This window comes from Corynebacterium sp. HMSC036D03 (genome assembly GCF_001836185.1).
Taxonomy (GTDB): domain Bacteria; phylum Actinomycetota; class Actinomycetes; order Mycobacteriales; family Mycobacteriaceae; genus Corynebacterium; species Corynebacterium simulans.
In genome coordinates, this window is the sequence record NZ_KV827718.1 from 1 (window position 1) to 26853 (window position 26853).

Consider the following 26853-nt stretch of genomic DNA (forward strand, 5'->3'; position numbering starts at 1 on the left):
CACGGAGTTGACAACCTATATAGGAACACCCCCCCTGTCTGCGCTGGTCAACGGGGAAGTTTTGTGAAAGATTTTGTGCCCCAGAGTGGATTCGAACCACCGACACCGGCTTTAGGAGAGCCGTGCTCTATCCCCTGAGCTACTGGGGCGGGGTTGCGTGTGCAACGTGGCTAATCATAGCAGTGGGGCAGGGGCGCTCCGAAATGGCTGGGGTTTGGATTAGCTCTCGGCCAATTCCTTCTGCTTATTGCGCACAGAGGACGCCGGTGGGTTGGTAACGGAGGTGCCGTCGGAGTAAAGCACGGTTGGCACGATGCGGTTGCCGTCATTGACGGACTTGATCCACTCGTTTATGTCCTCAGTGCCTTCGGCCTCGACGTCGACAAGCGCGTATGGCGTCTCCGTGCGGTTCAGCGCCTTGAGCAGCTTCGCGCAAAACGGGCACCAGTCGGCGTAGAAGACTGTGACGTGCTCGGTGGTTTCGGGAGTTGCGACGGTCATTTAAGCGGCGTCCTTTCGTTCATAAGTTAAAAAGCGGTATTTAATCGGCAGCTCACTCGGTGGCTGCCCCGGAATGGTCAGGTGGCCCTTTTCAGAAGTGAGCCAATCAGTGCTAGCCGCCAAGCCGAAAGTCTCCGGAACTGCGGGGGCATAGACTGCGCCATCACCGTAGACGTTCCCGATGTTAACGCCCATCAACGTAATTTCGATGACGTCGACCTCATCCAAGGTTGAGGCGTATAGCTGGCCGCCGCCGATGATCCAGGCGTCGGAAAGCGTGGAAGTTACGTCGTTGAGGTTGCTGGTTGTGCTCGCCCCAGCGGACCATTGGCCCGGCTCCTTGCGGGAGAGAACAAAGTTATCGCGGCCTGGCAGCGGGCGAAACTTCGGGTTTAGAGATTCCCACGTGCGTCGGCCCATCACTACGGGCGAGCCCAGCGTGACCTCCTTAAAGTGCTTGAGGTCCTCTGGTACGTGCCACGGCATGACCGAGCCATCGCCGATGATGCCGTCCAAGGACTGCGCCCAAATAGCACCCAGCATTAGACGGAAACCTGCGCTTTGATGGTGGGGTGGGGATCGTAGCCTTCGACCTCGAAATCGTTGAAGGTGTAGTCGAACAACGAGTCAGCCTTGTGCAGCTTGAGCTGCGGGTAGGGGCGTGGCTCGCGGGAGAGCTGCTCCTTGACCTGCTCAATGTGGTCGTTGTAGATATGGCAATCGCCGCCGGTCCAGATGAGCTCGCCGACCTCCAGTCCAGCCTGTTGCGCAAACATGTGGGCCAGCGCAGCATAGGAAGCCAAGTTGAAAGGTACGCCCAGGAACATATCCGCCGAACGCTGATAGACCTGCAGGGAGAGCTTGCCTTCTGCCACATAAAGTTGAAATAGCAGGTGGCAGGGCATAAGCGCCATCTTGTCTAGTTCTGCCACGTTCCAGGCCGAGACCAGGTTGCGACGAGAATCCGGATTATTCTGCAGTGTATCCAGAGCCTGCTGGATCTGGTCTACATGCGTGCCATCCGGGGTAGGCCACGAGCGCCACTGGACGCCGTAGACAGGGCCCAGCTCGCCATCGGCGTCAGCCCACTCATTCCAGATGCGGACGTTGTTGTCCTGCAGCCACTTCACGTTGGAATCGCCCTTGAGGAACCACAGCAGCTCGCCGATAACGCCGTGGAAGTAGACCTTCTTGGTGGTCAGCAGCGGGAAAGACTCCGCCAAGTTATAGCGCAACTGTGCACCGAAAATTGAGCGCGTGCCGGTGCCGGTGCGGTCACCTTTGTCCGCGCCTTCTTCCAAAACTTTGCGGAGGAGGTCCTCATATGGGGTCTGGATCATGGTTCTCAAGTGTAAAAGCCTTTTTGCTGAAACGCCTAAAAGTTAAGGAACGCCTAAAAGCCGCCGTTTTCTTCGGCATAGGCAGCAGCGTGCTCCAAGATTTCATCGGCGAGTTCCGGCCGGCAGATGAGCAGGTCTGGGATGAAGGTGTCCTCGTTGTTGAAACGAATTGGGGAGCCATCCAAGCGGGAACAGTGCAGGCCCGCCGCCATGGCAACGCCCACCGGCGCAGCCTGGTCCCACTCGTACTGGCCGCCAGAGTGGATGTAGCCGTCAAAGTCACCGAGCAGAACGTGCATTGCCTTGGCGCCGGCAGAACCGATGCCGACGGTTTCAAATCCCATCTTCTCCCCAATATGGGAAGCCACCTGGGGCGGACGGTTGCGGGAGACCACAAACTTCTTGGACAGCGGGCCGGTAACGGCGCGCGCATCGGAGGAGCGGAAGGTCACGCCCAAATCCGGCATGGCCACGGCCGCATGCTGTGGCATGCCGTTGACCACGAGTGCGATGTGGACAGCCCAGTCTTGGCGGCCGGTGGCAAACTCCTTGGTGCCATCGAGGGGATCGACGATCCACACGCGTTCCTTCTTCAAACGGCTGAGATCGTCTGCTGCTTCCTCGGAAAGCAGGCCGTCTTCGGGGCGGTGTTGCGAAATTACCCGGGTGATCCATTCTTGTGCGGCTTCATCGCCGGCGTCGCCAAGCGCGAGGCCGCGCAGCAGGCCACCGTTGCGCACACCTTTGAGGATCTCACCGCAGCCGTTGGCTAGTGAATTGGTCAGGCGGGAATCAGAAATCTCGACGGTCATGCATGCTAGATTACCGCGCGCGATAGAGTAAGGCATGAACAAAAACGTCCTAACCCGCTTCCGGCCCCAAGTCCGGCAATGGTTCGAGGACGTTTTCGCAGCGCCCACGCCCGTACAGCGCGAGGCATGGGAGCAGATCTCATCCGGCAACCATGCGCTCGTGGTCGCCCCCACCGGCTCCGGTAAAACCCTGGCGGCGTTTTTATGGGCCTTAAATTCCCTCGTGGAAAAGGAAGGCCAAACTGCACTGCCCGTAGGACAGCCGGTAAAGGGCGGCACCTCAGGCGTCAAGGTTTTGTATATCTCCCCGCTGAAGGCGCTTGGCGTGGACGTGGAAAATAACCTGCGTGCTCCGCTGAACGGCATCGCTCGTGCGGCAGAACGATTAGGACTTGACGCCCCCGACATCACCGTCGGCGTACGCTCCGGGGATACACCTTCTGCAGAACGCTCCCGGCAGGTACGCCGCCCGCCGGATATCCTCATCACCACTCCGGAGTCGGCTTATTTGATGCTGACTTCAAAGGCCGCGGGAATCCTATCTACCGTCGATACCGTCATCATTGATGAAATCCACGCCCTGGCTGGCACCAAGCGTGGCGTGCACCTGGCACTCACGCTCGAGCGGCTGGCGGCCGTGGCGGGGGAGTTCCAGCGCATCGGGCTATCGGCAACGGTGCGCCCGCTTTCTACAGTGTCGAATTTTTTGGGCGGTGACAGGCCCGTGGAAATCGTGGCACCGCCGGCTGAAAAACGCTGGCAGCTTGATGTCCACGTGCCCGTGGAAGACATGTCGGATCTGCCCACCCCAGAGCAAGGCTCCACTATCGGTGAGATGACAGTGGATGATCCGCTGGGCATTACTGGCCCCGCGGCGGTGGCTGATTCGGCATTGCCCACCGCGAAATCCATTTGGCCGTTTATTGAAGAAGACCTTTACGACGAAATCGTGGAGCATCGCTCCACGCTCGTGTTCGTGAACTCGCGGCGTACCGCGGAGCGCCTGACCTCCCGGCTCAATGAGCTTTATGCCATGGAGCATGAACCGGAAAGCTTGTCGCCTGCTACCCGCCGGGACCCAGCGCAGCTGATGAAGCAAGTCGACGTCGCCGGCAAGGCACCTGCCGTCATCGCTCGCGCACACCACGGCTCGGTGTCGAAGGATGAGCGCACATTGACTGAAACGATGCTCAAGGAAGGCACACTGCGAGCAGTGGTGGCCACCAGCTCGCTAGAGCTGGGCATCGACATGGGCGCGGTCGATCTAGTGGTGCAGGTGGAATCACCGCCTTCGGTAGCCTCTGGTCTGCAGCGCGTGGGCCGTGCCGGGCACTCCGTGGGCGCTGTATCGCAGGGTTCTTTCTATCCGAAGCACCGTGCTGACCTTGTGCAATCCACTCTTACCGTGGCGCGTATGCGCGAGGGCCTCATCGAGGAGATGCACTCCCCGCAGAACCCGTTAGATGTGTTGGCACAGCAGACCGTGGCAGCCGTCGCCGCCGCCGAGGTTGCTCCGGTTACCTCCCCAGATAATGCGGGTGGCCTAGATGTGGATGCCTGGTACGCCATGGTGCGCCGCGCGTGGCCTTATCGCGATTTGGCCAGGGAGGTATTCGATTCCGTCATCGACCTGGTCTCCGGCGTCTATCCCTCCACGGACTTCGCGGAGCTCAAACCCCGCGTGGTCTTCGACCGCATCACTGGCCGACTGAGCCCGCGCCCCGGTGCGCAGCGCGTGGCTGTTACCAACGGCGGCACGATTCCGGACCGCGGAATGTTTGGCGTTTTCCTGCCTGCAGGGGCAGAAAATGCCGCGCCCCGGCGCGTGGGTGAGCTCGACGAGGAGATGGTCTATGAATCCCGCGTGGGCGATATCTTTACCTTGGGTGCTACTAGCTGGCGCATTGAGGAAATCACGCGCGATCAGGTGATTGTCACCCCTGCGCCGGGGCACACTGGCCGGTTGCCTTTCTGGAATGGCGACCAGGCAGGGCGTCCTTATGAGCTGGGCAAGGCCTTGGGTGCGTATCGCCGGCAGGTGCACCTTTCTCCAGAGATCATCCAGGACGCAGATGGGCATGCGGTGGATAACATCGTGGCCTATCTGCAGGAACAGCATGAGGCCACGGGTGTTATTCCGGATGAGAAGACCTTGGTTCTCGAGCGTTTTAAGGACGAACTCGGGGATTGGCGCGTGGTGTTGCACACGCCGTTCGGCCGGGGCGTGAATGCCGCCTGGGCGCTTGCAGTGGGGCAGCGGGTGGCGGAGCTGACCGGCATGGACGCGCAGGCAGTGGCTGGTGACGACGGTATCGTCCTGCGCTTGCCCGAGGGGGAAAAGGAGCCGGATGCTGCGCTTTTTCTTTTCGACGCCGATGAAATTTCGGACATCGTGGCCGAGCAGGTGGGCGGTTCCGCGCTCTTTGCCTCGCGTTTTCGTGAGTGTGCCGCGCGTGCGCTGTTGCTGCCGCGTCGCAATCCCGGCAAGCGCGCGCCGCTGTGGCAGCAGCGTCAGCGGGCAGAACAGCTTCTCGACGTCGCGCAGAAGTACCCTTCCTTTCCCATCATCCTGGAGACGGTCCGCGAGGTCCTGCAGGATGTCTATGATCTGCCGGCGTTGACGGAAACCATGCGCGAGCTGGCTTTGCGTCGCATTCGCATCGCGGAGGTGACCACTGAGCAGCCTTCGCCTTTTGCTTCGACGCTGCTGTTTAATTACACCGGCGCCTTCATGTACGAGGGTGATTCTCCGCTGGCAGAAAAGCGGGCGGCGGCCCTAGCGCTTGATCCGGCGCTTCTGGCCAAGCTTTTGGGCACGGTGGAGCTGCGGGAGCTTTTAGATCCGGAGGTCATCGAGCAGGTGCATGCCCAGCTGCAGCGCACCGCTGCGGAGCGTCGGGCCCGCACGACGGAGGAAGTCGTGGACCTGCTGCGGGTGCTGGGGCCGATTCCGGTAGAGGAAATGGCAGAGCATGCCTCTGTTCCGCTGAGCGCAATTGATTCTCTGGGTGTCCGCGTGATGCGGGTGCGCATTGCCGGACGCGAGCACTTCGCACAGCCCCTTGACGCCCCGCTGCTTCGCGACGGACTCGGCGTGCCCGTCCCGCCTGGTGTTGCCGCGCAACAGTCCACTATCACCGATGCCTTGCAACAGCTGGTCTCGCGTTGGACGCGCACCCGCGGTCCTTTCGTGCTGGGGGACTTGCAGGCGGCCTTTGGCCTTTCGGCCTCGGCAGCACACACCGCGCTGGCGAGTCTCGATAGCGTGGTGGAAGGCCGCTACCGCCAAGGAATCGAGGAGACCGAGTACTGCGCTGCGGAGGTCTTGCGCACCATTCGCTCGCGCTTGCTGGCTGCGGCACGCGCTGCGACGGAGCCTGTTAGCGCTGCCGCTTTCGGACGCTTCTTGCCCGATTGGCAGCAGGTAGCGCCCGTGGGCAAGCGGCCTGCGCTACGCGGGGCGGATGGCGTCTACAGCGTGATTGAACAGCTCGCCGGCGTGCGCCTGCCAGCCTCTGCGTGGGAGTCGCTGATTCTGCCGGCGCGTGTGGGCGATTACTCGCCGACGATGCTCGATGAACTGACCTCTAACGGCGAGGTGCTCATCGTGGGCGCTGGCAAGGCGGGAACGAATGACCCTTGGATCATGTTGCTGCCGGTGGACTATGCGGCTCAGTTGGCGCTGCAGGTTAACCCGGATGAACAGGGGCTGAGCATGTTGCAATTAGCGGCGTTGGAGGTCCTGCGCGGTGGCGGCAGCTACCTGTTCAACGATATCGCGGCGCAGGTGCCGGGCACTGCCGAGGAGCTGCGGGAAGCGCTGTGGCAGCTGGTAGAAATGGGCCTGGTTAGTCCCGATTCCTTTGCGCCAATCCGCACACACATTGCCGCGGCCGGCTCGCGCTCGGGAGCAACTGCGCACCGCGCTAAGCGACGCCCCACCCGTTCCCGGCTGCGCATGGGACGCACGTCCTTTGCCCAAACGCAGGGCCTCGGCGGGGCCGCAACCGCCCCGGACGTGGCCGGCCGTTGGGCTGCTTCCGTGTCAGGCCAAGGCGTCGACGCGACGAGCCGCTCCGTAGCACACGGTGAGGCTTGGCTTGACCGCTATGGCGTGCTGACTCGGGGTTCCGTGGTGGCCGAGGACGTGCTCGGCGGCTTCGCGCTGGCCTATAAAGTGCTCTCTGGCTTTGAGGAATCTGGCAAGGCGATGCGCGGCTATGTGATTGAAGGGCTTGGCGCGGCGCAGTTTTCTACTCCCGCGGTCATCGATCGCTTGCGTGGTATGAACGATTCTCCCGACGTGACGGGCTGGCCATCTGGCACTGCGAGCACTGCGGAAGTTAATACCTACGTGCTCGCCGCGACGGATCCCGCCAACCCATATGGTGCAGCCCTTGCTTGGCCGCAGCGCGATGGCGCGGACAGCGGCCACGGCCCCACCCGTAGCGCCGGTGCCCTAGTGGTGCTGATGGACGGGCTCTGCGTGGCGCATCTAACCCGCGGTGGAAAGACGCTGACAACTTTCTTGGACGCCCTGCCTGAAGACATCGATGCTGATGAAGTGCTTGGCAAAGTGCTTGAAGGTCTCACGGAGCTCATCGCCGCAGGGCGTTTGAGCCCGCTGGTGATTGAGAAAATCAACGGAGCGCCCGCATTCGAATCGGAAATCTCCACTCGCTTGCGAGGCCTTGGCGCAGGTATCAGTCCCCGTGGCGTGCGGATCTCGGCCAAGGCTGCGCCGCCGCGCACGTCCCGCCGCATCGAAGACAACCGCAGCGACCCCTGGCAAAAGCCCATGGAGCCACGCCGCGGCCGAAGCGTTTCGGAAGCTCTGGCGGAGCTACCGGATTTAAGCTTTGACGATCCTCCCGAACCAGGCCGTGGCGCGCCGGGTGGATTTCGTCCGCGGGGCAGCCGCCGCTAGAAACAGGACTCAAACGGTAAAACCAGGATGGTAAATCCGAGACGGTAAATCCATGTGCCACGGGCCTCAGCGGCTACCGGGTACCTCATCTTTAACGAGCTGGTTTTGCCATCTAGTTAGACTGGTTGCATGCCAGAAGGTGATTCCGTCCTGCAGTTGTCCAATAAGCTGCAGTTTATGACCGGCCGTGAGGTCACCGGGGCGTCGCTTAGGGTGCCCCGGTATGCCACCGTGCATTTGGAGGGCAGCACAGTTTCTCGTGTGTGGCCTTATGGAAAGCATCTTTTCATGCAGTTCGCGCGGCCCGATGCCGAAAGCTTGGTGCTGCATACTCACTTGAAGATGGAAGGCCAGTGGGCCATTCACTACAAGGGCGATAGGTGGCGCAAGCCGGGCCATAGTGCGCGGGTGGTGCTGCAGCTCGCTAGTAGCCCGCGCGATATTGAGCTGGTGGGCCACTGGCTGGGCATGGTCGAGGCCTATCCTGCCTCCTTGTACAACGAGCGGATTTCGCATTTGGGCCCAGATATCTTGAGCGAGCAGTGGGAGTCTGAGGGCGCGGACGAAGCCGCGCGGCGAATCTTAAGCCAGCCCACCCGTACCATTGGGGCGGCGCTGCTGGATCAGAAAAACGTGGCCGGAATCGGCAACGAATACAGGGCGGAGGCCTGCTTCATCGCGGGCGTGCACCCAGCCCTTCGCGTGGCCCAAGTGGATGTGCCGCGGATTCTGGAGATATCGCGGCGCATCATGTGGGCCAACCGCAACTCCCCAGTGCGCGTGACCACGGGTGTGCGGCGCGCCGGGGAGACCACCTATGTCTTCGGCAGAAATAACGCCAAGTGCAGGCGGTGTGGCACGCCAATTGCCAAGTCGACGCTCGGCGGCGTTGACGCCGGCGGGGAAGAAGGCGAGCTGGAGCGCATCATCTGGTGGTGCCCGCATTGCCAGCCCTATTCCCGGGCCGGGGCTTAATTAGTTTCGAGCCAACCGTTAAGTGCTAGGCGCTTAGCGGTTGGAGCGGTACCAACCAATGAGCTCGTCGGTGGATTGGTCGCCGGATGCGGCTTCCTCCTTGCCGGAGACTGCCGGCGCCAAGTCATTAGCCTGCTGCTTGCCCAGCTCCACGCCCCACTGGTCAAAGGAATTGATATCCCAGATAACGCCCTGGGTGAACACGATGTGCTCGTAGAGCGCGATGAGCGCGCCCAACACAGCCGGGGTCAGCTGCTCCGCCATGATGGTGGTGGTCGGACGGTTGCCTGGCATGACCTTGTGAGGAACCAGCTCAGGGGCAACGCCTTCCGCCGTGATTTCCTCGGCAGTCTTGCCGAATGCCAGAACCTTGGTCTGAGCAAAGAAGTTACCCATCAGCAGATCGTGCATGGAGCCGGTGCCGTCGGCAGTAGGGAAATCCTGCTGCGGGCGAGCAAAACCGATGAAGTCCGCCGGGATAAGGCGAGTGCCCTGGTGGATAAGCTGGAAGAAAGCGTGTTGGCCGTTGGTGCCCGGCTCGCCCCAGTAGATTTCCCCAGTGCCGGTGGAAACTGCGGTGCCGTCGCGGCGAACGGACTTGCCGTTGGACTCCATGGTCAGCTGCTGTAGATAAGCAGGGAAGCGGCCTAGGTCCTCAGAATAAGGCAGGACCGCATGGGTCTGTGCGCCGTGGAAGTCGGAGTACCACACGCCGAGCATGCCCATCAGGACCGGTAGGTTCTGCGCAAGCTCCGCGGTGCGGAAGTGCTCGTCCATCGCATGGAAGCCGGCAAGCATGTCCGTGAAGTTATCCGCGCCGATGGTGCACATCAGGGACAGGCCGATGGCGGAATCCATGGAGTAGCGGCCGCCCACCCAGTTCCAGAAGCCGAACATGTTCGCAGTGTCGATGCCGAACTCGGAGACTTTCTCGGCGTTGGTTGATACAGCAACGAAGTGCTTGGCCACTGCCGCCTCATCACCCAACTTATTGATGAGCCACGCGCGCGCCGCGTGCGCATTGGTCAGGGTCTCCTGGGTGGTAAAGGTCTTAGAAGCAATGATGAACAGAGTCTCCTCAGCTTCTACCTGGTCCAGCGCTGCAGCCATGTCAGCCGGGTCAACGTTGGAGACAAAAAGTGCCTTGATGCCGGCGTCTTCGTAGCTGCGCAGCGCCTTCGAGGCCATGGCCGGGCCCAAGTCGGAGCCGCCGATGCCGATGTTGACCACGGTGCGGATCTTTTTGCCCGTATGCCCCAGCCAGCTGCCATCGCGCAGGGAATCAGAAAAGGCACGCATGCGGCCCAAAACTTCGTGAACGTCAGCTACTGCGTCTTGGCCATCGACGCTAAGCTCCGAGTCTGCCGGCTGACGCAGGGCGGTGTGCAATACGGCGCGGTCCTCAGTGTTGTTGATGTGTTCGCCGGCGAACATGGCATCGCGGCGGCCTTCTACGTCTGCAGCCCGTGCAAGTTCTACCAATGCCGTGAGGACATCGTCATCGACCAGGTTCTTGGAAAGATCGACATGCAGCCCCGCAGCGTCGAAAGTTAAGCGAGCCGCACGCTGCGGGTCAGCGGCGAAGAGCTCACGTAGATTGAGGTCTTTCTTCTCCGCAAAGAGCTGCTCAAGTGCGGTCCACTGGGGCTGGGTGGTGATGTCCATTACAAGGGCCTTTCTGGCTTTAGTCAGACACTAAAAATTACGGATACCACCGTAGTCCACGCGGGAGCATTTTGCCGTTAGCTACAGGACCATTGCTGCAATCCAGCCGGCGATGAGAAGCGGGATATTAAAGTGCAGGAAGGTCGGGATGACCGAATCGCGGATGTGATCGTGCTGGCCGTCCGCGCCGAGGCCCGCGGTGGGGCCGAGGGTGGAATCGGAGGCGGGGGAGCCGGCGTCGCCAAGCGCGCCTGCGGTGCCGACGATGGCCACCGTCGCGGCGGGGCTAAAGCCCAGTGACATGCACAGCGGAACATAGATGACGGAGATGATGGGAAGCGTGGAGAAGGAAGAACCGATGCCCATCGTCACGACAAGTCCCACGATGAGCATGACCGCGGCGGCCATCATCTTGTTGCTGCCGAAGATATCGCTGGTTGCATTCACCAGTTCCTCGACCTGACCTGTCGCCGTCATGACAGAGGCAAAGCCCTGGGCAGTAATCATGATGAAACCGATGAGCGCCATCATGCGCATGCCATCGGAGAAAACATCGTCTGCCTTGCGCCAATCGATGGCGCCGGTGACCAACATGATGCCAAGTCCTGTCAGGGCGCCGACCATAAGACCATCGGATTCGAAATCCATCGCCTGCATCGCAATCTGCACGCCGAAGGTGGCGATGATGGCGACAACGCAGACCCAAATCTTGTAACGCGACGGGGCTTCTTCGGTTGGCTCTTCATTGCTGAGCGGGGTATCGGCGTAATCGCGGGGTTTGCGGTAGCTGAAGAACATGGCAATCAGCAGGCCAGAGAGCATACCAAGGGCAGGAATTCCCATGACATGCATGATGGAAATGCCTTCGGTATTAAGGCCTGCTTGGTCGATGTTGAATAACAAAATGTCATTCAAAAAGATGGAGCCGAAACCTACCGGTAGGAACATGTAGGTGGTGACCAGGCCGAAAGTAAGGCAGCAGGTAATCAGACGTCGGTCGATGCGCAGGGCATTCATGACCTTGAGTAGTGGCGGTACGATAAGCGGGATGAACGCGATGTGCACGGGGATGACGTTCTGGCTCATCACAGCCATAGCGATGAGGCCGGCGACCAAGATCCACTTGGTGGCTTGTGCTGCGCCTGGCGACGCCCCGTCCCCGCCGATCCGCCGAATCAAGGCGTTGGCGAGCAGCTGCGGCACGCCCGCCGCGGCGACCGCCATGGCAAAGGCACCCAGCAATGCATAGCTCAAGGCAATTTTGGCACCGCCACCGAGGCCCTCCTGGAAAGCGACCATGGTGGCGTCGAGTCCCATGCCGGAAAGCAGGCCGCCCGTCAGCGCGCCAAGGAATAGTGCGACAACAACATGCACACGCAAAAGCGCGAGGACGAGCATGACGATGACCGCGACAAGAACTGCATTCATGGCGAAGAGATTACTGGATTTTATCCAGAAAAATGAAATTTATTGAAAGGTTTAGCCGAGTTTTCCGCGGCCCATGCGCAGCAGTGCAGAGGCGATGGCTGGGCCTTCCTCACCGAGCTCGTCGCGAAATTGGTTGAGAATGGCAATCTCGCGGGTGTGCACCAGCTTGGTGCCGCCGGCGTTCATGCGCGTGCGCCCGATGGTCTGGGAGATTTCCGTGCGGCGCTTCGCAGCGTCGAGGATAACGCGATCCAAGCGGTTGATTTCCTTGCGATAGTTCTGAATCTCCGCATCGCTCAAGGGATCATCGGTGCCGGAGGGCATGCGGATCTCCATGCCGTTGTCCACAACGTTGGTATCGAGGCTATTGGCGTGTGCGGAGTTTTCAGTCGGGTTGTTCGCAGAGGACATAGCCCAAGATTCTGCCACTTAGAAACCAAAAAGGAAACTGCAGCAGATAAATTCGAATTCCCCTGCATAAGGCGTGTTATGAGGGGATGTCCGGTGGTGCTAGTAGGTTGGTAGGCACTATGAGTAATGCGTCTGAATTCTCCCCAGCTCCACGCCCAGATGGAAAAAATTCTGCCAACAGCCAGCCGGATCTTTTTGGCGGCTTCGGCGGTTTCGGTGGGCCCGCTCGGCCTGCCGCGCCGCAGCCACAGTCGGGTGGCTTTGGGGCTCCTACTTCGAGGGGACCTGCTGCTGGTGCTGCATCGAACCCAGCTGGCGCGCCTGGCGCTGTGGACCCCGATCCGCTTACTGAGGGCCTGAACCCGCAGCAGCTTGAGGCGGTAACGCACGCTGGTTCGCCGCTGCTGATTGTGGCGGGTGCGGGCTCTGGTAAGACTGCTGTGCTTACCCGCCGCATTGCTTATCTCATGCGCAATCGTGGGGTGGCTCCGTGGGAGATTTTGGCTATTACCTTTACCAACAAGGCCGCCACGGAGATGAAAGAGCGCGTGGGCCAGCTGGTGGGGCCAGTGGCCGAGCGCATGTGGGTTTCTACCTTCCACTCCATCTGCGTGCGTATCCTGCGCCAAAACGCGCAGCTGGTGCCAGGACTGAACACCAACTTCACTATTTATGACGGTGATGATGCACGCCGCCTTTTGACCATGATCGCCAAAGACATGCAGTTGGATCTAAAGAAGTACACCGCCCGCGTGCTGGCCAATCAGATTTCGAATCACAAAAATGAGCTGGTCTCGCCGGCTGACGCTTTGGCAGAAGCAGAAAAGACCAAGAATCCTTTCGAGATTACGGTTGCACGCGTCTTCGATGAATATCAGCGCCGCCTGCGTGCAGCTAACTCCGTGGACTTCGATGACCTCATCGGTGAGGTAGTGCGTATTTTCCATCAGCACCCACAGGTGGTGGATTTCTATCGTCGCCGCTTCAAGCACGTTCTTATTGATGAGTATCAGGACACCAACCATGCGCAGTATGCGCTGGTTTCTGCATTGGTGGGTAGGGGAGAGCTAGGCCCCGATGCACCAGAATTGTGCGTGGTGGGTGACTCAGATCAGTCCATTTATGCCTTCCGTGGCGCTACGATCCGCAACATTCAGGAATTCGAGCGTGACTATCCGCAGGCGCACACCATTTTGTTGGAGCAGAACTATCGCTCCACTCAGACCATTCTGAACGCGGCGAACGCTCTCATCGCGAAGAACGAGGGCCGCCGTGAGAAGAACCTGTGGACTGCGCACGGCGAAGGCGCGAAGATCGTCGGCTATGTCGCCGATAACGAGCATGATGAGGCCCGTTTTATTGCTTCTGAGATCGACTCTCTGGCAGATAAGGGTCGCGCCTATTCCGATATGGCGATCATGTACCGCACGAACAATGCCTCGCGTGCGTTGGAAGATATCTTTGTTCGCTCCGGAATCCCGTACAAGGTTGTGGGCGGCACTCGCTTCTATGAACGCCGCGAAATCCGTGACATGGTGGCTTATCTGCGCATCATTGATAATCCGGATGACACAGTGAGCCTGCGCCGCATTATCAACGTTCCAAAGCGCGCCATCGGTGATAAAGCACAATCCCAGATCGCGCTGCATGCAGAGAACCTGGGAGTGAGCTTTGGAAAGGCCCTGTACGATGCCGCCGCGGGCAACATTGCGGGCATGGGCACACGAGCCGTTAATGCAGTGTCGAAGTTCAACGAGATGATGGAAGGCATCCGCGCTCAGATTCCGAGCATGATTAACGAGGTTACTCATCAGCCGGATCTTGGTGATCTGCTCAGTGCCGTGCTCGATGCAACTGGATACCGTGCGGAGTTGGAGAACTCGAATGATCCGCAGGATGGCGCGCGGCTGGATAACCTCAACGAGTTGGTTTCCGTTGCCCGAGAATTTAGCTCCGAGGCGGCTAATCAGATGGCGTTTACCGGAGCCGACGCTGTAGAAGATTTAAGCCCAGAGCTCGCCGAGGGGGAGGCCCTACCCGGCTCGCTCCAGGCTTTCCTAGAGAAGGTGTCTTTGGTAGCTGACGCAGACCAAATCCCTGACAACGAAACTGGCGTGGTCACGCTGATGACCTTGCACACTGCCAAGGGCTTGGAATTCCCAGTCGTCTTCCTCACAGGCTGGGAAGATGGCCAATTCCCGCACATGCGCTCTTTAGGGGATCCAAAAGAGCTCAGTGAGGAACGCCGCTTGGCTTATGTGGGCATCACACGCGCTCGCGAGCAGCTCTATCTCACCCGCGCAATACTTCGCTCGTCCTGGGGTAACCCGATGACGAATCCGGCCAGCCGCTTCCTCGCCGAGGTCCCCGAAGACCTCATCGACTGGCGCCGTGAAGAACCAGACAGCTCGCTGTCTAGCGCATGGGGCGGAGATGATTCCTACCAATATGGCCGCTCCTATGGCTCCGATTGGTCCGGCTGGGGCAGAACCTCACCGCGCGCTACGTCTTCCCCTTCGCAACGCACGCGTAAGCCTGCTCCTGCCAGCTCGATGCCTAAGAACAACCAGCTGAATTTAGTTGTGGGAGACCGCGTCAACCACGCCAAGTACGGCCTGGGAACGGTCATTGATGCCTCCGGCTCCGGTCCACGCGCCACGGTGACGGTGGACTTCGGAAGCGCCGGCAAAGTGCGCTTGATGCTCATCGGCGGCGTGCCGATGGAAAAGCTTTAAGCGCAAAGGGCGGTTCGCTTAGATGTTGATGCCACGCTGAGCGAACCAGTTGACCGGGTCCACGGCTGCGCCGCCGCCCGGGTGCACCTCGAAGTGGAGGTGCGGGCCGGTGGACTGACCCTCGTTGCCGATGACGGAGATCTGCTGACCTGCGCTCACGCGGTCTCCGACGTTGACAAGCAGTTGGTCGCCCGGCATATGGCCATAGACGGAGATGGTTCCATCATCGTGCTGGATGCGGATCCAGTGGCCAAAGCCTTGAGCCGGACCAGAGGAGATAACTTCACCGTCCATGATGGAGTAAATCGGCGTGCCAATCGGATTAGCAATGTCGATTCCGCTGTGGAAGGCGCCCCAGCGCGGGCCGAAGCCGGAAGTAAGAGTGCCGGAAGTAGGAAACACCACGGTGTTGCCCGCGGAGTCCTGGCTCTTCGTTGGCTTCAGTCCGGAGTGATTGCCGGAAGGCGCGAAAGCCTGGGCAAGCCCCGGAACACTCGAAGGGTCGAGAACGATGTTCAGCGCCCCGCCCTCATTCGATACCTCTGGGGTAGCAGCGCCCGCGAGTACGCCGGCCGTGGACTTGGTCAGCCCGACGAAGGCGTCGATAAGCGTTGCGTTATCTGCATTAGTAGATACTTCTGGCTGTGACGAGCCATCAGAGACGTCTACGCTAGCTGCCGGCTGCGCGGCAGAGGCGGTAGCGCCCATGGTGGTGGCAAGCGTGGTGCAAACTGCCAAGGCAGTAAGTGCCACAGTCTTGCGTGCGCGGAGATTGCGCTTCATAACTTCGGGTCCTTTTCATGGCGGTGCATGGTCGGGGTGGCTCGGTTAAGCCTTTAGTGCCAAACGGACGCGTTTCGACACGCCGAAAAAGTCCAATCCGGAGTATCGAGGCCGTTTATGGCAACGAGATAAAGCTATCGAGCTTTTCGTACTGTTGCAATTGTGAAAATTGCAGGTAAAGACAGGAAATGTTCGAAAATTATTCGAACATGCCAGCATGTTACACATGTTACTAATGTGAAAATAGTTACGACTGTGAAGTATGGGTTTAGGTTGTGGGGGTGGATATTGGGGGTGACGTTATGGGGCTGCCAGGATTCATTCAGTAAAAGCCCCTCCTGAGCTGCGACAAGGCCTGTGCCTAGACTTGGTACAGGCCTTGCGTTCGGGTCAATTTGCTGTTGTGGCTCTTGGGCTAATCGTTTTGTTCAGCCTCGACTGCACTTAAGCGCCGGTGCACCAACCAGGAACCGCCCGCGCCAAGCAAAGGCACTATGAACACGCCCGCAAGTTGCCACCAGTCCATGCTGTAGAGATCTCCCTGATAGAACAGCTCGTTTGCTTCGGGCCTGCCTGGCCGCGGCACACGAATCATGATGATTCCAATAATCTCGCCGACGATGAAACCGAGCGTCATGCCGATCGTGCCAACCAACCACGTGCGCCAAGCGGCGACCTTCGGCATGAGGGAAGGTTCTGCACCCAAAGACTCAAAGAGCTTTCCGCTGCGGCGTAGCGCTGCCGCGGAGTTGGCGATGATGAGCACTAACAAGATGAAGCCGATGCCCCATAGGGCAATGGCAGGGGCGTATTCCTTTGCCTTGCTCGTGGTCTTTGTGAAGGAAATCTCGTATTCGCCGCCGGTAGCGTTTTCTACGGCTTCTTCAATTTCCTTCTGTTGGCTGCGCTCCAAAGTCTTATCGAAGACAATCGCCGTGCCGATTCGGGAGGAGGAGATCTTTAGCTTCTTTGCCGCCGCAGGGCTAACCAACCTGAGATCGCGGCCCAACGCGGGAAGCGCCTCGACCGCAGGCAGCGTAGCGCTAACCTCTTCGCGCGGTTCGGTTTGGCCCTGTGGGGTCCGAACAGCGGTGAACTCGGCATGGTCGCGTCCATCGAGGTGGCTGTTATGGGTTAAGACAACTCCGCCCTTACGGAGTGTATCTGCCGCCGCTTGGCGGTCAGCATCGCTGTCGAAGTTCCAGAGGTCGAGCGTTTCGGGCGTTGCTTCTAGCGTGCGGCCATAGCGAGTGAAGGCGCTAGACGGGAACCACGTCATCATGTCATGCAGACAATTCTGCCGTGCTTCTCCAGACTCATCGGTCCTGCGGCCATCTTTGTCGATGAAGGTAGCCTGCTCGACAGAGTCGTTGTAGGAAGTCTGCTCGCAGGTGTAGTCATATTCCATCTCGAGAGCAATATTTGGAATGGAAGAACCAGGAATAGAGGTGGAATTCCAATCGGTATATCCAAAAGTCTCAAGGGGCTTGCCAGGCTGCAGTGCAAGCGCACTATCGATGGCTCGCTGTTCCACCTTGTTGGCCGGTGCGCCCAAGTTCTTTTGATGATCCGTGTTTCTGACTATTGCTGAGGTGGAGGGATTTACTACCGTGTCCACCTTGTCCCACCATGCTTCGTCACTGCGAACGCCTACGGAACCCGCGGCCGCAGCTAAGGTTACGGCGATGAGCGCGATAGCGGTTGGGACCGTATGGAATCCACGTCGCATGAGATCGCGGCTGGCAATCCGCAAAGCGAGGCCGTGGTGACTGCATACGCGTGCGGTGGCATATACCAGCGCGGGAACGCTTGCGGCTGTGGCGAGGAAAGCCAGCAGGATGAGCAGTGAATAGATTGACTTACCGAATGGGGTAAGCAGCGCGATGAGGATAACGGGCAATGCGACAGGGCCGTATGCCATTTCCTTGCGCCAGTTGAGGATGCGATCCGGCATGCCGCCGTGGAGGGAGGGCGCAAGCGCCTGGCGGGCGGCGAGCCACGCGGGCACCAGAGCGGCGGCCGTGGAAGCAACAATTGCGATAGCCCAGAGTGCAAGTGGATAAAGCAGTGGAACATCGAGCTTTACTCCAGGAAAACGCAGTGCCCCGATGGCATAGCTGCCTGCGAGTCCGAGCACTGCGCCGCTCGTGGCGCCGAGCAGGCCTGTGAAGAAGCCATAGGCTAATACGGCTGTAGCGATGTGCTTTGGTTGTGCGCCCTGTGCTGCCATGAGTGCGTACATGCGTGTATTCCGGCGCAAAGCGAAGCTAAACACTGGCGCGATAAGTGCAAGGAGCAGCGTAACCGCAAAAGCAAAAGAACTGGCGATGGCGATGAAGCTTAAGAAGGCTTCAAAATTTAGGTGGACGCCGCTATCGATTATCGTTGCTTCAGATAAAGATTTGTCGTAAATGCTAAAGCCTGCCGACTGCACCCGTGCGATGTCATTTTGGTTGAGCACGGTATCGCCCACGATGGCCCACGTAGCTTGCTCCGGGTGCTGGGCCAAGAACTCCGTGTTCGTAAGGACTGGTGCCGTGGCATAGCTCCTACCGCCGGGGATGATGCCCGCGACCTTTGCCTCCGATAAGCCGCCAGGGGTAGGGGAACTTATGCTGACAACATCACCTTTGTGTACTCCTAATGAACGCGCATCTGCATAGGACAAGATGAGCGTTCCCTCGTCGGGGTGCGCGGAATCGATGAGGGGTTGTGCTTTAGTGGGCGGTAGAGCACTGTCGAATTGGGTGATCTGGATATTGGAGTGCTTTGAATCGTGCTGAACTCCCACGGTGACGGGCCCAAAAATCGGGGAGGGGCGCAGGTCACCAGGCAAGATTTCTTCTGCGCGGGAAGCAAAACCCGCTGCAGGTTCCAGGTGCACCGCTTTTGTATCTTCTGAAGCCGCCACGCCAATCGTGCGCGGATTGCTTGAAAATACGTTGTGGAACCTATCGCCATTGACGCCCAGTATGCCCAGGCACACCAAAACGGCGACGGGAAGTGCAACCAATGCCACCCCGGCTAGGCTGCGCCAGCGATGGGCCAACATGTCGCGATAGGTGGGGCGGGCGGCGGCTAAAAGAGCAGACATTGACTAATGCTCCTTTCCGCTGAGGACGCCATCGCGCATCATTACAACGGAGTCGGCCCATGCGGCGAAACGTGGCTCATGGGTAACGAGAAGCCCGGCGGCGCCAGCGTCGATGCGAGAGCGCAGCACCTTCATGACTTCTTCGCTGGTGGCGGTATCGAGCGCGCCGGTCGGCTCATCCGCGAGCAATACCTGGCGCGGGCCAATGAGTGCACGGGCGATTGCGGCCCTTTGCGCCTGACCGCCTGAGATTTCCTCAGGGAAGCGGTCAGCGACATTTTCCAGGCCTACTTCCGCAAGCGCAATTTCAGCGGCCTCGCGGCACTTCTTAGGGCTAACGCCATCTAATTCAAGGGGTAGGGTGACGTTCTCACCGATGCTGAGGGTGGGCACCAAGCTGAAGTCCTGGAAGACGAAACCTAGGTTCCGGCGGCGCAACTGAGCGGCAGCAGATTTGGACAGCCCCGCAGCATCCTCGCCGTTGACAAGCACGCGTCCAGAGGTCGGTGGCAGCAGGAGCCCAGCGACGTTGAGCAACGTGGACTTGCCGGAACCAGAAGGGCCCATGATGGCGATGAGCTTGCCGGGATGAAGCTGCAGGTTTGCCTCCTTAAGTGCGATAACTTGGCGCGCGCCAGAGCCGAACTCGCGGGAGACATTATGAAGCTCAAGTGGTAATGGGTGGGTGGTTTCTTCGCTGTTATGCATGGTCTATTCCTTTGGTTGATTGGAAGTAGAAGCGGAGGTGTGGGGATTTAGAGCCTCAGCCCGGTCGAGCCACCGCAGCAGTGCTTCAAGGTCAAAGATTTCGCGTTCGAGGGCCAGCCGCGTGGCGCTGCGGGTTTCAGGTAATTCGGTGGCCTGCTGGTTTAGAAGCCGAAGCTGCTTCAGGGTGGCAAAGCGCTGGGCATCCAGAATTTCAATGGCATCGACGTCGCTGCGTTGGGCAGCGAGCGCTACCTTGAGGACGAGTTCATCTCTTTCGAGCGCATGCTTGGCGACGCCCCGCGTCCACCAGTCCGCAAGCTCCGCACGGCCTTGTGTAGTGATGTGATAGGTCGTGGCATGCCTGCCCGTGGGGCCTACGGCTGTGCCGTGCTCCTCGATGAAGTTGTCTCTTTCGAGTCGTTTTAGCGTTTGTGCAACTTGGCCGATGTTGAGTGGCCATAGTCCATCCAGCGCTTCCGCGAAGTGGCTTTGCAGCATGCTGGCGGTAGCTGGCTCAGCGCTAAGGAGCGACAAGAGAGAATGTTTAATGGACATATTTCCTGCCAGGGGGATGGATATAGATTTTGGAAAGTTGCCGGTCAAGCCGATAGTAATCATTGATTACCGGGTAACCTATAGCGTAGCTTACTGGGTAAGTAATGCGGCGGCAAGGGTGGGTGGCCAAAACCACGAAAGCGGCAACAGGAAGCGAAGTCCTGTTACCGCTTAAACCAGGTGAGAAGGAGGGTGGGAAGAAGGAATTTTAAAGGCTAGTGCTTTAGGAGATGTTGATTCCGCGGGCTGCGAACCAAGAGATTGGGTCAACTGCGCCCTGGCCTGCTGGGTGAATCTCGAAGTGCAGGTGGGAACCAGTGGAAAAGCCCATCGAACCCATGCCGGCAATCTTCTGGCCGGCGTGCACGCGCTCGCCAACTGCAACGTCCAGGGTCTGCATGTGGCCGTAGACGGTCATGGAGCCGTCATCGTGCTTGATGCGGATCCACTGGCCGAAACCGGAAGCTGGGCCGGAATCGATGACGGTGCCGTCCATAGCGGCGAGGATTGGGGTACCGACAGCGTTAGCGATGTCGATGCCAGAGTGGAAGGAACCCCATCGTGGTCCGAATCCGGAGGTGAAAGTGCCCTCGGCTGGGCGGACGACGGATGGTGCGCGGGATGCTTCATCGGCAGCAGCACGTGCCTCAGATGCCTGAACTGCCTTATCCAGCTGAGCAGAAAGATCTGCTACCGGCTTTGCCTCGGCAACGTTCAGGATCTGTGGGGCAGCGGCGGCAGCTTCCTTGGCGGCAGCCTGGGCGCCATTCTGAACGTCCTGCAGGGCGTCAGACTCGGTAGCAAGGTTGTAGTCGACGGTCTGCGCCTTCATGCCGGCATTGTCTGCCTGAAGATTGGCGGCCGCTGCGCCACCGACACCTGCGGTGGACACAGCTCCTGCAGCGACGGTCACCAGTGCTAGACGACCTTTCGCAGTCTGCGAGGTGGCGATCTGGCGGTGACGGCCGGCGTTCCGCTGAGTCTTGCTTCGCATGATTTCTTCTTCCATTGTCTTCACAATCCGCCAACCGCACCTGCACTAGAAACCAAAAAAGTAAGCGTTACGTCTTTGGGCGGTTGGTTACTGGATTGTGACCTTCCTGTTACCAACGAGATGTAACAGTAGCGTCTCGAAATAATAACAGCAAGCTGTTATGGAAATTTTTCGACCTTTTCGGTGAAAATAGCTGGACAGGGGCCTGAAAGGGTTTGTGTCACACTTTAGGTAGAGCTAGCGATAAACGTAATTGGCCAGTATAGACGGTGTATGTTTGCTCAGAGTGCACGGTCATCACGGTAGCGTTAATGGTTGCTTTCTGTTCCTTACAGTATATATGGCGCTGTTGTGCGCCTGAGCTAGCACCTTAAGGTTAGTGCGAAGTGCCGCCAATTCAGCTTGTTATCGTCGCGCCAACCCAAAATGGACGATGGGCCATGGCAAAGTGGACGCGATGAACAAAAACACCAGCCCTCAAACGCGGTCGGCTTCCCGTTCGCGCGCGCAAGTGCGCGGGCGCGGTGGCGCCGGCGCATCCAAACCAGCTGCACGCGTGGCCAACAAGGTTGGCTCCCAGGCGCGCGCCCGTCGAGCTACCGCGCCTACCACTTTGGCCGGGCGCATCCGCCGAATGCTGTGGACGGTGGCAATCCCTAACGCCGTTGTGGTGTTGGTGGTGCTTGCAGTGGCATTGGCGGCGCTGCTTTTAACAAGCTCGCCTTTGGCATGGCTGCCCACGATCGTTGCCGAAGCGTGGATGGTGTTTAACCTCGCGCCGATTTCGGCAGGCGGAATTGAGCTTTCCGTTTTGCCGCTGCTGCCCGCAGGAATCTTATCCTTTATTGTCGGGCGCCGGATCCGTCAGGCGATCAAGCATAAGGTCAGCATCAAAGATCTTTTGGTCCTCTTAGGCTGTGTTGTCGGTGTGCCGTTGCTTCTCACGATCATCGCGTGGCTGATGTTGTGGGACGCCGGCAAGGTATTTGATGTCTCGCCGCCTAATTTCTTCGTGGTCTTGCCGCGCATGCTTCTGCTACATCTGTCGGCGCTGGCCGGTGGCATGGGTTCGCGCTTGTGGAAGGCATTGGCCAAACGTTTCGGTATGCCGCGCATGCTTGTCGACGCCGCGCAAGTAGCGCTGCGTTACCTCGGTGTGCTTTTTGCTGCCTCGGCAGTAGTGTGCCTCATCGTCGCCATTGTGGGCTGGTCCCGTCAGAGCGAGACGATGAATGCGTACCCGAGCATCGATGGCTTGGGTGGATTCCTGCTCTACCTGATTAGCGCTCTGTATATCCCAAACGCAGTTATCGGCACAGGCGGCATTCTGTCTGGTTCTGAATTCCAGTTCGGCCCGGAAAGCAGCATCAGCCTGTTTAGCATCCACATGGTTTCCTTGCCGCCGCTGCCAATCGTGGGCGTAGTTCCTTCTTCCATTGCGCCTTGGGCGGTGGGCCTTCTCGTTGTTCCGATCGCCTCGGCCATCTATGTGGTCTGGCGCGCACGCCGCCACGTGAACTTTTTCTTTGCGGTCGCTGCGAGTGCCTTTGTTGCTTTCTTTACCCTGCTTTTGAGCTACTTCGTTTCCGGCGTGCTTGGCATCTATGGCACAACGGGCCTAAACGTGTGGACCGCAACGGGTCTCGTGGCGTTATGGTTTGCGGCAATCGCATTGGGCTTTGCCTGTGCCTTCGCAATCGGTGCCTGGCATGCATCCCGCAACGCCTCGGCGGCAGCCGCCGCGGAATCCGACAAGGCTGAGGAAGCTGCGGCGGACGCTGCATTTGCAGACGCCGAAGCAGAAGAAGCCGAAGTGGAAGACGCTGAAGTGGAAGAAACTGCGCCAAACACTTCCAACGACGTCGTGGCGGAATCGGTTAAACCGGATGCTGCAAGTGAAAATGCCACGGGTGAGGAATCGGCCGAAGAGGAGTCTGTGCCGGAAGAACCAATGGGTGCCCCTGAAGAGGAGTCGGTTGCAGACGCTCCAGAAGATGATGAGGCTGATGAAACAGCTGTAGAAAAGGCAAACGAATCGGCCGAAGAAGCAGCCGAAGAAGCAGCGGAAGAAACGGCAAAGTCCGCCGATTCTGGGGTAGAAGCGGAAGTCATCGACGGCGAAATTGTCGAAGAATTCCCGCAGGAGCCTCACAAGGACTAGGCTTATGTCCCGTGACTTCACAGCATCAGCCACAAGGCGAAACCGTCCGCACCTCCCGTCCGATTGAAATCGTCGTTCTGGTCTCCGGAACCGGCTCACTCCTGCAAGCCATCATCGATGCGCAGGATGAGAACTATCGTGTGGTCAAGGTCGTCGCTGACGTTCCTTGTCAGGGGGTAGAGCGCGCGAAAGCCGCTGGTATTGAAGCAGAAGTATTAGAGATGGGTGCAGACCGCGCCGAATGGAATAAACGTCTGGTTGCCGCAGTAGAAGCTGCGCAACCAGACGTTGTTGTTTCGGCTGGTTTCATGAAGATTCTGGGCGCAGATTTCCTCGCCCGCTTCGAAGGCCGCACCATCAATACTCACCCGGCTTTGCTTCCGTCCTTCAAGGGCGCACACGGTGTCCGTGACGCGCTCGAGTACGGAGTGAAGGTCACAGGTTCAACCGTCCACTTTGTTGATGCCGGTGTAGATACCGGTCGCATCATTGCCCAGGAGCCAGTCTTGGTTCGGCAGGATGATGATGAGGCTTCGCTGCACGAGCGCATCAAGGTGGTCGAGCGCCAACTCATCGTTAAAGTCTTGCGCGCTGTTCAGGTAGCGCAGGATGCCAACGCAACCATTTCGATTCAGCTCTAAGACTTTTAGGAAGGCTTTCTCCGCACTATGAGCGATGACCGTAAGCAGATCAAGCGCGCGCTGATTAGCGTCTATGACAAGACTGGGCTCGAGGATCTCGCCCGCTCCCTCGACGCTGCCGGCGTTGAGATTGTGTCCACCGGTTCCACCGCCGCCAAGATTGCAGACCTTGGCATCAACGTCACCCCAGTGGAAAAGCTCACTGGCTTCCCGGAGTGCCTCGAAGGCCGCGTGAAGACCCTGCACCCGAAGGTTCACGCTGGCATCTTGGCGGATACCCGCAAGTCGGATCACCTCTCTCAGCTAGAAGAGCTCGGTGTGGAGGCATTCCAGCTGGTCGTGGTGAACCTGTACCCATTCCGTGAGACCGTTGCTTCCGGCGCTGACTTCGATGGCTGTGTTGAGCAGATCGATATCGGAGGTCCATCCATGGTCCGCGCTGCGGCTAAGAACCACCCATCCGTTGCCATCGTCGTTGATCCGGCGCGTTACGGCGACGTCGCAGAGGCTGCAAAGAAGGGCGGCTTCACCTTGGAGGAGCGTCGCGGCCTGGCACGCGATGCATTCCTGCACACTGCTGACTACGACGCGGCTGTCTCCGCATGGTTCGTGGACCAGCTCACCGAGGGCGGCGCCACCACGACGCTGCGCTACGGCGAGAACTCCCACCAGTCCGCGACCGTTACCCGCGATGGCTCCGGCAAGGGCCTGGCTAACGCGCAGCAGCTGAACGGCAAAGAGATGTCCTACAACAACTACCAGGACGCTGACGCCGCGTGGCGCGCCGCCTGGGATCACGAGCGTCCGTGCGTTGCCATCATCAAGCACGCCAACCCGTGCGGTATCGCCGTTTCCGATGAATCCATCGCTGCGGCACACCGCGCCGCGCATACGTGCGACCCGCTCTCCGCATTCGGCGGCGTCATCGCCGTCAACCGCGAGGTCAGCGTCGAGATGGCCGAGCAGGTCAAGGACATCTTCACCGAGGTCATCGTCGCTCCGTCTTACGAGGATGGCGCGGTGGATATCCTCAAGGAGAAGAAGAACCTCCGCATCCTCGTTGCCGAGCACGAGGCTCCGGCAGAGGAAATCAAGCACATCTCCGGTGGCGTCCTGCGCCAGGAGCCGGATACTTACCAGGCCGAGGGCGATAAGCCGGAGAACTGGCAGCTGGTGTCGGGCGAGTCGCTGTCCGATGCTGACCTAGCTGAGCTCGAGTTCGCATGGCGCGCAGTGCGCTCAGTTAAGTCCAACGCCATCCTGCTGACCAAGGACAACGCCGCTGTGGGCGTGGGCATGGGCCAGGTCAACCGCGTTGACTCCGCGAAGCTGGCGGTCGAGCGCGCTAACACGCTTGCCGACGGCGCGAACCGCACCGCGGGTGCTTTCGCTGCTTCGGATGCCTTCTTCCCGTTTGCTGATGGCCTGGAGGTTCTGCTCGACGCTGGCGTCAAGGCCGTCGTCCAGCCGGGCGGCTCCATTCGTGACGAAGAGGTCATCGAGGCTGCCAAGCAGGCCGGCGTGACCATGTACTTCACCGGCACTCGCCACTTCTTCCACTAATTCGCTATCGCGAATTAGTACGTTGCGCCGCTAATTAGGCGCAGCGCTAATTGGCTGAGGGGCCTGGCAACTTATGGTTGCTGGGCCCCTTTAGACGTTTTCGGATGGAACGTCGCTCATGGTCGTTGGCGCAGTTGAGGCTGGCGTCGAGGTTGGCGTTGACACCGTGTCTGCTGGGGCGTCTGGAATGTCTTTTGGCAGCAGGAAATATGCCGCGGCGCCTAAGACAATGGTGAGGAAGAGGAAGGCGGCAATCAGACCGATGATTGCGCCGCTAATCAATCCTTTGCCGTTGCGCGCTGGCATTTGCGCGCCGAAGTTATTAGGTTGCGTAGCCGATGCTGGGTGCGCGGGGTTCGTACCGGGGGCAAAAGATCCGGAACCAAATTGTGGCGATGATTGTGGCGCAGAAAACTGCGGGGAGCCAAACTGGGGCGATGAATTAGGGCGCGAGTTATTAGGCTGTGAGCCAAAACCTGGATAGTTCGTCATAGGGAATTCTAAAACGGCCTTTCCTCAACAAAGACGGTGGCGAATCACATAAGCAGTGATAGCAATAGTGACAATGTAACCGAAGTTGTGGCTACTTCGCCTACTGCCAAGGAAATTTCCCCAGATCCGCCTACTTTGGGTGAGTTCTGCACAAAAATTAGCTGGTCGAAGGGCACGCGTGTGCCATAATCAGAAATCTAAGTAACTACCATATCCCTGCATATAGGAGACGTTTTGTCTGGCGAAAACAACGGCTTTGGCCCTTACCAAGGCGCAAACGAAGCACCCAATACCAACCCTTGGGCAAAACAGCCAGGCGGGCAGAACGCGGCGGATCAACCACAACAGCAATTCCCGCAAGGCTACTCACAGCAGGGGTACCCGCCGCAGGACTATGGGCAATACGAGCTGTCCAACATGGGGTCACCATTTGCTGGTGACTCCGCGCCGTACTATGCGCAAGGCGGATACAGTCAGCAGTATGGTCCTGCGGATTACAGCCAGGCGGCGCCGGTGTACCAAGAAGAGCGCTCGAGCGGTACGAAGTGGGCAATCATCGCTCTCATTGTGCTTGCCGTCATCGCGCTCTGCGCTGCTTTGGCATTTTTCCTTCTCAAGGACGGCAGCGATGAGAAGAACGCCAGCCCGATGCTGACAACCTCTGCAGAAGCAACCACCGAGGCGCCAACAACCGAAGAAACGACCAAGGCTCCGGAACGCCCAGCGTATCCCTCGCTTCCGGCCGGTGCGGTGGCCGCAAACGACGCAGCTATGTCTGGTGCTGCGGGCGGAGACCTGAACAACGTCTACCGTGATTCCACGATGACCTCTCCTGAGTTCGCCCGCGCCGTCCGCGATGCATATGTAGAGCATTTCCTAGATACCAAGGAATATAACGCGGTCATCACCGCATATAGCCCGGTTACTGGCATCAACTACACGATGGATTGCCGTGACAACGGCGAATATGTCACCTGCACCGGCGGCAACAACGCCATTGTTTACATCGTTTAATCGGCTCCGGCAGCGAGAGAGGACCCAACTAGATGAAGAAAAAGAACCTGTGCG

General features: G+C 59.2%; 20 protein-coding genes and 1 tRNA gene. 7 read left to right on the forward strand and 14 right to left on the reverse strand.

The features are described from left to right. Window positions 1–76: 76 nt before the first annotated feature. The 5 genes from HMPREF2692_RS01465 to HMPREF2692_RS01485 all read right to left on the reverse strand — a co-directional run bounded on the left by HMPREF2692_RS01465 (window position 77) and on the right by HMPREF2692_RS01485 (window position 2653). Window positions 77–149, reverse strand: a tRNA-Arg gene (locus tag HMPREF2692_RS01465). A 70-nt stretch (window positions 150–219) separates the two neighbouring features. Then, window positions 220–501 (reverse strand): glutaredoxin domain-containing protein, encoded by a 282-nt coding sequence (locus HMPREF2692_RS01470; RefSeq protein ID WP_070732728.1) that lies wholly within the window; start codon window positions 499–501, stop codon window positions 220–222. After that, window positions 502–1044, reverse strand: a complete 543-nt coding sequence (locus HMPREF2692_RS01475) for a dihydrofolate reductase (protein WP_070822518.1) — start codon at window positions 1042–1044, stop codon at window positions 502–504. Then, window positions 1044–1850, reverse strand: coding sequence for a thymidylate synthase (locus HMPREF2692_RS01480; RefSeq protein ID WP_201054696.1), 807 nt, complete (start codon window positions 1848–1850; stop codon window positions 1044–1046). Before HMPREF2692_RS01480 ends, HMPREF2692_RS01475 begins: the two co-directional genes overlap by 1 nt. Before the next feature lie 44 nt (window positions 1851–1894). Next, complete coding sequence (locus HMPREF2692_RS01485) at window positions 1895–2653, reverse strand: 3'(2'),5'-bisphosphate nucleotidase CysQ (protein ID WP_070432605.1); 759 nt, start codon at window positions 2651–2653, stop codon at window positions 1895–1897. 34 nt (window positions 2654–2687) lie between these two features. Here HMPREF2692_RS01485 and HMPREF2692_RS01490 point away from each other — a divergent pair, with 34 nt between their 5' ends. Both HMPREF2692_RS01490 and HMPREF2692_RS01495 read left to right on the forward strand, forming a co-directional pair. Continuing rightward, window positions 2688–7580, forward strand: a complete 4893-nt coding sequence (locus tag HMPREF2692_RS01490) for an ATP-dependent helicase (RefSeq protein WP_070822520.1) — start codon at window positions 2688–2690, stop codon at window positions 7578–7580. Window positions 7581–7709: 129 nt separating this feature from the next. After that, window positions 7710–8555, forward strand: a complete 846-nt coding sequence (locus tag HMPREF2692_RS01495; protein WP_061921212.1) for a DNA-formamidopyrimidine glycosylase family protein — start codon at window positions 7710–7712, stop codon at window positions 8553–8555. A gap of 33 nt (window positions 8556–8588) precedes the next feature. Here the strand turns inward: HMPREF2692_RS01495 and pgi are convergent, their stop codons facing one another. The 3 genes from pgi to HMPREF2692_RS01510 all read right to left on the reverse strand — a co-directional run bounded on the left by pgi (window position 8589) and on the right by HMPREF2692_RS01510 (window position 12059). Then, complete coding sequence (gene pgi / locus HMPREF2692_RS01500; RefSeq protein WP_070822522.1) at window positions 8589–10220, reverse strand: glucose-6-phosphate isomerase; 1632 nt, start codon at window positions 10218–10220, stop codon at window positions 8589–8591. 81 nt (window positions 10221–10301) lie between these two features. Beyond that, window positions 10302–11648, reverse strand: coding sequence for a Na+/H+ antiporter family protein (locus HMPREF2692_RS01505; protein ID WP_070822524.1), 1347 nt, complete (start codon window positions 11646–11648; stop codon window positions 10302–10304). A 51-nt stretch (window positions 11649–11699) separates the two neighbouring features. Next, window positions 11700–12059: a chorismate mutase gene (locus tag HMPREF2692_RS01510; RefSeq protein ID WP_061921220.1), complete on the reverse strand. Its 360-nt coding sequence runs from the start codon at window positions 12057–12059 to the stop codon at window positions 11700–11702. A 119-nt stretch (window positions 12060–12178) separates the two neighbouring features. Between HMPREF2692_RS01510 and pcrA the strand changes: the two genes are divergently transcribed. Then, window positions 12179–14794: a DNA helicase PcrA gene (gene pcrA / locus HMPREF2692_RS01515; RefSeq protein WP_082778568.1), complete on the forward strand. Its 2616-nt coding sequence runs from the start codon at window positions 12179–12181 to the stop codon at window positions 14792–14794. 18 nt (window positions 14795–14812) lie between these two features. Here pcrA and HMPREF2692_RS01520 read toward each other — a convergent pair whose 3' ends face one another. The 5 genes from HMPREF2692_RS01520 to HMPREF2692_RS01540 form a co-directional block, all read right to left on the reverse strand. Next, window positions 14813–15577, reverse strand: a complete 765-nt coding sequence (locus tag HMPREF2692_RS01520) for a M23 family metallopeptidase (protein ID WP_061921226.1) — start codon at window positions 15575–15577, stop codon at window positions 14813–14815. 415 nt (window positions 15578–15992) lie between these two features. Further along, a complete protein-coding gene (locus HMPREF2692_RS01525) occupies window positions 15993–18671 on the reverse strand; it encodes an ABC transporter permease (protein WP_061921229.1) in 2679 nt (892 codons plus the stop codon). Between the two features lie 3 nt (window positions 18672–18674). Further along, window positions 18675–19379: an ABC transporter ATP-binding protein gene (locus HMPREF2692_RS01530; protein ID WP_061921232.1), complete on the reverse strand. Its 705-nt coding sequence runs from the start codon at window positions 19377–19379 to the stop codon at window positions 18675–18677. 3 nt (window positions 19380–19382) lie between these two features. Then, entirely contained in the window at window positions 19383–19913 is a 531-nt protein-coding gene (locus tag HMPREF2692_RS01535; RefSeq protein ID WP_339019205.1) for a PadR family transcriptional regulator, read from the reverse strand. 244 nt (window positions 19914–20157) lie between these two features. Next, entirely contained in the window at window positions 20158–20928 is a 771-nt protein-coding gene (locus HMPREF2692_RS01540) for a M23 family metallopeptidase (RefSeq protein WP_061921490.1), read from the reverse strand. 457 nt (window positions 20929–21385) lie between these two features. Between HMPREF2692_RS01540 and HMPREF2692_RS01545 the strand changes: the two genes are divergently transcribed. The 3 genes from HMPREF2692_RS01545 to purH are packed head-to-tail and all read left to right on the forward strand — an operon-like array spanning window position 21386 to window position 25293. After that, window positions 21386–23089, forward strand: coding sequence for a cell division protein PerM (locus HMPREF2692_RS01545; protein ID WP_210400633.1), 1704 nt, complete (start codon window positions 21386–21388; stop codon window positions 23087–23089). Window positions 23090–23100: 11 nt separating this feature from the next. Next, the gene (purN, locus tag HMPREF2692_RS01550; protein ID WP_070455965.1) at window positions 23101–23730 is read left to right on the forward strand and encodes a phosphoribosylglycinamide formyltransferase; all 630 of its coding nucleotides are present in this window, start codon (window positions 23101–23103) and stop codon (window positions 23728–23730) included. Window positions 23731–23757: 27 nt separating this feature from the next. Continuing rightward, window positions 23758–25293: a bifunctional phosphoribosylaminoimidazolecarboxamide formyltransferase/IMP cyclohydrolase gene (gene purH, locus HMPREF2692_RS01555; RefSeq protein ID WP_070822526.1), complete on the forward strand. Its 1536-nt coding sequence runs from the start codon at window positions 23758–23760 to the stop codon at window positions 25291–25293. Between the two features lie 90 nt (window positions 25294–25383). On the opposite strand, the gene HMPREF2692_RS01560 is transcribed toward purH, so the two are convergent. Further along, entirely contained in the window at window positions 25384–25599 is a 216-nt protein-coding gene (locus HMPREF2692_RS01560; protein WP_070822528.1) for a hypothetical protein, read from the reverse strand. 420 nt (window positions 25600–26019) lie between these two features. Between HMPREF2692_RS01560 and HMPREF2692_RS13285 the strand changes: the two genes are divergently transcribed. Then, a complete protein-coding gene (locus HMPREF2692_RS13285; RefSeq protein ID WP_246823397.1) occupies window positions 26020–26799 on the forward strand; it encodes a DUF2909 domain-containing protein in 780 nt (259 codons plus the stop codon). Window positions 26800–26853: the final 54 nt, after the last annotated feature.